5 protein-coding genes are annotated in these 5,631 nt (G+C 76.0%); 4 read left to right on the forward strand and 1 reads right to left on the reverse strand.

The window, feature by feature from the left end; translation table 11 throughout:
- Window positions 1-142 precede the first annotated feature (142 nt).
- From DOO78_RS26535 to DOO78_RS26550, 4 genes are all read left to right on the forward strand, one after another.
- Complete coding sequence (locus DOO78_RS26535) at window positions 143-1,546, forward strand: mechanosensitive ion channel family protein (protein WP_111472888.1); 1,404 nt, start codon at window positions 143-145, stop codon at window positions 1,544-1,546.
- A 131-nt stretch (window positions 1,547-1,677) separates the two neighbouring features.
- On the forward strand, window positions 1,678-2,403 hold the full coding sequence (locus DOO78_RS26540) for an OmpA family protein (RefSeq protein ID WP_111472889.1): 726 nt from the start codon (window positions 1,678-1,680) through the stop codon (window positions 2,401-2,403).
- A 4-nt stretch (window positions 2,404-2,407) separates the two neighbouring features.
- Window positions 2,408-2,752, forward strand: coding sequence for a hypothetical protein (locus tag DOO78_RS26545; RefSeq protein WP_111472890.1), 345 nt, complete (start codon window positions 2,408-2,410; stop codon window positions 2,750-2,752).
- Between the two features lie 106 nt (window positions 2,753-2,858).
- Window positions 2,859-4,709 carry an adenylate/guanylate cyclase domain-containing protein gene (locus DOO78_RS26550; protein WP_165839108.1) on the forward strand — a complete coding sequence of 617 codons (1,851 nt, stop codon included), beginning with the start codon at window positions 2,859-2,861 and terminating at the stop codon, window positions 4,707-4,709.
- Window position 4,710: 1 nt separating this feature from the next.
- Here DOO78_RS26550 and DOO78_RS26555 read toward each other — a convergent pair whose 3' ends face one another.
- The gene (locus DOO78_RS26555; RefSeq protein WP_165839109.1) at window positions 4,711-5,415 is read right to left on the reverse strand and encodes a Crp/Fnr family transcriptional regulator; all 705 of its coding nucleotides are present in this window, start codon (window positions 5,413-5,415) and stop codon (window positions 4,711-4,713) included.
- Between the last annotated feature and the right edge of the window lie 216 nt (window positions 5,416-5,631).

Raw genomic sequence — 5,631 nt, forward strand, 5'->3', positions numbered from 1 at the left:
CCTCCAGGAACCAGCGGTCGCTCTCGACACCCAGACCCTACAAACCAACCCAACCAACCTCTGTGAAACACACCACACCCAACCCCTCTTTCCGTTCCAAGCCGGATGCGGGCAGGATCCCGGCGGCCCCCACGGAGCTGCCATGCGGCCGACCAGCCTGCGTCCCCTGATCGGTCCGGCCGCCCTCACCGGCCTCTGCTTCCTGCTGCAAGCCGCCCTGCCGCTGCTCGCCGAGCCCGACCGGCCGCCCTGGCCACGGGCGATCCTCGGCATGGTCTCGGGCATCGGCGCCTGGCTCGGCCTCGCCTGGACCGGCGCGCGGCTCTTCGACCTGCTGCTGCTGCGCGCCACCCAGGCGGCGCGGCGCGGCACGCCCTATCCGCGGCTGCTGTCGGACCTGGTCCGGGCGCTGCTCTTCCTCGCGGCGGGGGCAGCGATCCTGATGCTGGTCTTCGACCAGTCGGCGCTCGGCCTGCTCACCACCTCGGGCGTCGCGGTCGCGGTCATCGGCTTCGCGCTGCGCAACATCATCAGCGATCTCTTCTCCGGCCTAGCCCTCGGCATCGACGCGCCCTATCGCATCGGCGACTGGATCGAGACCGCCGAGGGCTGCACCGGCCGCGTCGCCGAGCTGAGCTGGCGCACGACGCGGCTGGTGACGCGCGAGGGCGTGACGCTGACCGTGCCGAACGGGCTGATCGCGGCGCATCGCCTGGTGAATTACGGCGCCGCCGGGCGTTACCGCGCCAGCCTGCGGCTCGCCCTCGATCCCGCCCTGCCGGTGGAGCGGGCGAAGCGCCTGCTGCTCGGCGCCGCGCTCGATGCCGAGCGGCAGGTGCCGGGGCTGGCGGCGGATGTGCAGCTGCAGGAATTCGCCGAGGGCAGCGCGATCTACCTGCTGCGCTTCTTCGTGTCGGATTTCGGCAGCGAGGCCGCCTGCCGGGACGCGGTGGCGAGCGCCGCGCTGCGCGCCCTGCAGCATGCCGGCCTGGCCCCGGCCCGGCCCGGCCGGACGCTGCAGCTCGAACGCGCCGGGCCACGCCGCTCGCCGCGCGCCGCGCTGCTGCAGCGGAGCACCCTCTTCGGCGACTTCCCACCGGAGGACCGGGCGGCGCTGGAGGCCATGATGCAGGAGCGGGCACTGCCGCGCGGCGCGACGGTGGTGCGGCAGGGCGAGGCCGGCGACAGCCTCTTCCTGCTCGCCGAAGGGGTGCTCGAGGTGCGGGTGGAGCAGGAGGGCGCGGCGATCCCGCCCGACCGCATGGGGCCGGGCGAGGTGTTCGGCGAGATGTCGCTGCTCACCGGCCAGCCGCGCAGCGCGACGGTGACGGCCGCGACCGAGGCGCTGGTCTTCGAGCTGCGGCGCGACCATCTCGACCCGGTGCTGCGCCGCCGTCCGGAGCTGGCCGAGAAGCTCGCCGCCATCATGGCCGGACGGCAGGCGCGCAATGCCCAGGCGGCGGCGGGGGAGCCGCTGGCCGAGGCCGGGCTGCCGCAGCGCGAGGACCTGCTCGGCCGGCTGCGGGCCTTCTTCGGCCTGCAGTGACCCGGGCGCCCGGATGCCTGGCCCGGCTTTCTCGCCGGCCCTGTGGCCTGCTTCACAGTCGCCGGCCCGCGGCGCCCCTAGTCTCCCGGCATCGGCACCGGCCGGAACCGGCAGAGAGAGGGGTTCGCACCATGTCGCAGGTCCGTCACCGCATCGCCGGCCTCGCCGCCCTGGCCTCGGTCCTGCTCGGCGGCACGGCCCTGGCGCAGGAGGTGCGCATCTTCGAGGAGGCCCCGCCCCTCGAGCTGCTGCGCAGCATCATGGTGCCGGAATCCCGCCCCGGGCTGAGCCGCCGCATCGTCCTCGGCGCCCCGGCCGCCGATGCCGCCCCGGCCGCGCAGGCGCAGGAGGCCCCGGCCCCGGCCCCCATGCCGCTGGCCGCCGCCATGGAGGCCGAGCCGGAGCCCGCCACCGAGGCGGCGCCGCGCCGGCCCCGCCGCCGCGCCGCGCCGAGCACCCAGCTCGCCGCCGCCGGCAACACCCTGCCGCTGCCGGCCGCCCCGGCCGCCCCCGCCGAGGCGCCCGCCGGCAGCATCGGCTTCCGCATCAACTTCGCCATGAACTCGGATGCGGTGCCGGCGAGCGCCTACCCCTTCCTCGACCGGGTCGCCGAGCTGATGCGCGACCAGCCGCAGCTCAAGCTGCAGGTCGAGGGCCATACCGACGCCTTCGGGCCGGACGAGTACAACCTGCAGCTCTCGCAGCGCCGCGCCGCCGCCGTCGCCTACTACCTGATGCAGCGCCAGGGCGTGGAGCTGACCCGCCTGGTGGTGCTCGGCCTCGGCGAGGGCGTGCCGCTCACCGGGAATGGCTACGACCCGCGCAACCGCCGCGTCCAGTTCGTGCGGGTGGAGTAGGCGGATGCCCGCCTCCCGCCCCTGGCTGCCGCCCCTGGCCGCGCTGGGGCTGCTCCTCCTCATCCTCCCCGCCGCGGCGCGGGTGGTCGAGGTGGCGCCTGGCGCGGCGGCGGAGCAGGGCGGCACGCCAGCCGCCAGCCAGGGCGCTCCCTGCAGCTGCGCCAGCCTCCTGCCCCTCTTCCCCTTCGGCTGGTTCGGCCTCTCGGAGGCCGAGTGGCAGACGCGCTGGACCGCCCCGCTGCGGGCCGCGGTCGCCGCCGAGCGGGCGCGATGGCGGGCGGCGCGGATCGCCGGCCGGCCGCGCGCCTGGCAACCGCCGCCCTCGCTGCGGCCGCGGGCGCCGCGCTGACGCCGGCTGCCCGCCCGCCGCGGCCGGGCGCCGCGCGGCCTCTCCGCAGGGCGTGACGCGCCGGGCGGGCCGCGGCCATTGCCTGCGGCCCATGCCCGCGTCGAGGATGCAGCCTTTCCAGGGCGAGGAGGCGATGGCCCGGCGGATGCGCGATGCGGCGCGGGCGGCCCTCCTCCTGGTGGCGGCCGCCGGCCTCGGCCTGGTGCTGGTGCAGCCGCCGCTGCCCCTGGCCGCGGCGGAGCGGCTGTTCCAGGGCGCGGCGCTGCATTGGCTGGCGCCCCTCGCGCCGCCGCATCCGCGGCTGGTGCTGATCGGCATCACCGAGGAGACGCTCGCCGCCTTCCCCTACCGCTCCCCGGTCGATCGCGGCTTCCTCGCCGGGCTGGTCGACACGCTTGCCGAGGCGGGGGTGGCGGCGATCGGCCTCGACATCCTGCTCGACCGCCCGACCGAGCCGGCCAAGGACGCGGCGCTGCGCGCGACCGTCGCCCGGCAGGCGGTGCCGACGGTGCTCATCACCCTCGGCCCGGAGACGCCGCTGCCGCCCGAGCGCGCGGCGGTGCTGGCGGGCTTCACCCAGGGCATCCCGACCGGCGACGCCAACCTGGCGCGCGACCGGTTCGACGGGCTGGTGCGGGTGCATCGCCCGCGCCATCCGACGACCGGCGCGCCGAGCTTCCCGGCCGCCCTGGCGGCGGCGATCGGCGTCGCGCCGCCCGCCGAGCCCTTCGCCATGACCTGGCGCCGCACCGCCCTGGGGCCGGTGGCGCCGCTCTATCCGGCCGAGGCGGTGCCGCTGCTGCCGCCGGACTGGCTGCGCGGCCGGGTGGCGCTGATCGGCAGCCTGCTGCCCGGAACCGACGAGCATCGCAGCCTCGGCTCGGCCTTCGGCCCGCCGAGCTTCGGCCTCGAGATCCATGCCCAGGTGCTGGCGCAGATCCTGGACGGCGGGGCCGGCGCCGGGGTCGCGGCCTGGCAGGAGGGCCTCGCCACCCTCGGCTTGGCGGCGCTCGGGCTGCTTGCCGGCCTGCGGCTCTCCGGCCGCCGGCTCATCCTCGCCCTCGGCCTGCTCGGGCTGGCCTGGCCGGGGGCGGTGCTGGCGGCGACGGCGGCCGGGCAGCCCGGCTGGCCGGTCCTGGCGCCGGCCCTCGCCGGACTCGTCGCCGGCGGCCTGGCGCGCGCCGTCGCCGGCGCCGCGGAGCGGCGCGACCGGGCGGTGCTGCACAGCCTCTTCGCCCGCTTCCTGAGCGCGCCCGTCGCCGAGGCGCTGCTGCGCGACCGCGAGCTGTTCCTCGCCGGCGGCCGGCCGAAGCCGCAGGAGCTGACGGCGACGGTGCTCTTCGCCGACATCGCCGGCTTCACCACGATCTGCGAGCGCCTGCCGCCGGAGCCGCTGATCGCCTGGCTCGACCGCTACATGGACACGATGGTGCAGGTGGTGACGGCGCATGGGGGCGTGGTGCTGCGCTTCATCGGCGATGGCATCCTCGCCGCCTTCGGCGTGCCGGTGCCGCGCGGCGACCCGGCGGCGATCGCCCAGGATGCCGGCGCCGCCGCCCGCTGCGCCCTGGCGATGGAGCAGGCGATGGCGGCGCTGAATGCCGGCTGGCGCGCGGCCGGCCTGCCGGAGGCGGGGCTGCGCATCGGCATCCATACCGGGCCGCTGGTCGCCGGCAGCCTCGGCCATGGCGAGCGCATGGAGTTCTGTCTGCTCGGCGACACGGCGAATGTCGGGGCGCGGCTGGAGCAGCTCGGCAAGCAGCATGGCGGTGAGGGGCCGGGCGCCTGCACCATCATCCTCGGCGAGCCGAGCTGGCGGCTGCTGCAGGGCAGCCTGCCCGGGCTGCCGATCGGCAACGTGGCGCTGCGCAACCGGGGCGCGCCGATGGCGGCGTGGCGGATCGATTCCCGGGCGGTGGCCGAGCTGGCGGCGGTGGCGGATCTGGCGATCCGCTGACCTACCCCTCGGCGGTGGCGATCTCCTGCAACACGGCGCGGTCGCGGATGATCAGGAAGCCGCCCTCGCTCAGCAGGTGGCCGGCGCGGATCCAGTCGTTCAGGTGCTTGTTCACGCTCTCCCGCGAGGCGCCGATCAGGTTGCCGATCTGCTGCTGCGACAGCTTGAGGGTGAGCCTGAGGCCGCCGGGCACCGGCTGGCCGAAGGTCTCGGCGAGGCGGAGCAACCCGCTCGCCAGGCGCGAGGGCGCCTCGCGCAACAGCGCATCCTCGAGATGCGCGCTGGTCTGGCGCAGCTTCTGGCAGAGCGCGGCGAGCAGCCGGGACAGCGCCTCGGGATTGCCGGCGAGGAAGGGGAGGAAGCGGTCGCGCTCCAGCACCAGCAGGTCGCTCTCCTCCAGCGCCACCGCATCGGCGGTGCGCGGCTGGCCGTCGAGGATGGCGATCTCGCCGAAGATGCCGCCGGTGTCGATGATGTTGAGCAGCAGCTCGCGCCCGTCCGGCGAGATGGTGCAGATCTTCACCCGGCCGCGGATCACGGCCATCATGCTGGTGCCCGCATCGCCCTTCTGGAAGATCACCGCGCCCCGCTTGTGCCGCGCCAGATGTGCCGAGGCGGCGAGGCGGCGGAGGTCGTCGCGCTGCAGGTGCCGCAGGATGGGGTGGCCGGCCAGGATCGCTTCCCGGTGCTGCTCCGCGATCGCCATGGCCGCCTCCCGGTTCCGTTGCGGCATGAGAGTGGGCGGCGCGCCGGGCGAGGGCAAGCCTGCCCCGGGGGCAAGGGGCGCGACCGGTCCGGTCGGGACCGGGCGCGCCCTCCCGGCTCACTGTCCGCCGATGGTGACGACCTGCTGGTCTGCGAAGGATCCCTTGCCGATGGCGGCGTTGCGGTTGCTGCCGCCATAGACCTTGTCGAGGCTGCC

The organism is Roseicella frigidaeris (assembly GCF_003258945.1).
GTDB classification, from domain to species: Bacteria; Pseudomonadota; Alphaproteobacteria; order Acetobacterales; family Acetobacteraceae; genus Paracraurococcus; species Paracraurococcus frigidaeris.